This is a genomic window from Caldalkalibacillus mannanilyticus JCM 10596 (genome assembly GCF_000615945.1).
GTDB lineage: Bacteria > Bacillota > Bacilli > Caldalkalibacillales > JCM-10596 > Bacillus_AT > Bacillus_AT mannanilyticus.
On the sequence record NZ_BAMO01000107.1, the window covers coordinates 1 to 603 of the forward strand.

Annotated in this window: 1 protein-coding gene; it reads left to right on the forward strand. The window is 38.8% G+C overall.

Annotated features, from left to right (window positions below):
* Positions 1-603, forward strand: a 603-nt coding sequence (gene istA / locus JCM10596_RS22920; RefSeq protein WP_025029064.1) for an IS21 family transposase, incomplete at both ends; no start/stop codon positions are given.

A 603-nucleotide genomic window follows, 5' to 3' on the forward strand; every position in this document is an offset into this window, starting at 1 on the left:
TTAAAGAGAAAGTTAAGACGTACAAAGAAACAATTATTTCTAGGGTTGAAGGAGCTAGGATTTAAGGGTTCATACCGTACGGTATGTTACTTCATCTCTGATTGGATGAATACTCATCATGACGAGAGTATATCTGGGTATGAACGTCTAGAACATCCTCCTGGTGAAGCCCATGTTGACTTTGGTTTTATGGAAGCAGTGCATGATGGTGAACTAATAGATATACATGCCTTGGTTATGTCGTTCCCGTTTAGTAATGCTGCATTTGCAGTTCCTTTACCTGCGGAGAACCAGGAATGTTTACTCTATGGATTGAAGCAACTGTTTAAGCAAGCTGGTGGTGTACCTGAGTCTATCCGTATTGATAATTTAACTCCAGCTGTAAAGAAGACTCGCACAAAGCTAGAGGAAGCACAACTTACAGATGAGTTTTTACAATTTCAAAGTCATTATGGATTTGACGTGCAGATTTGCAATCCAAGATGTGGGCATGAGAAAGGTCATGTAGAGAACAAGGTTGGCTATATTCGATACAATTTCTTTAGTACTGCTCCTATTATGGAAAGCTTTGATGATTTAGCTACTAAACTAGCACTTCAATTA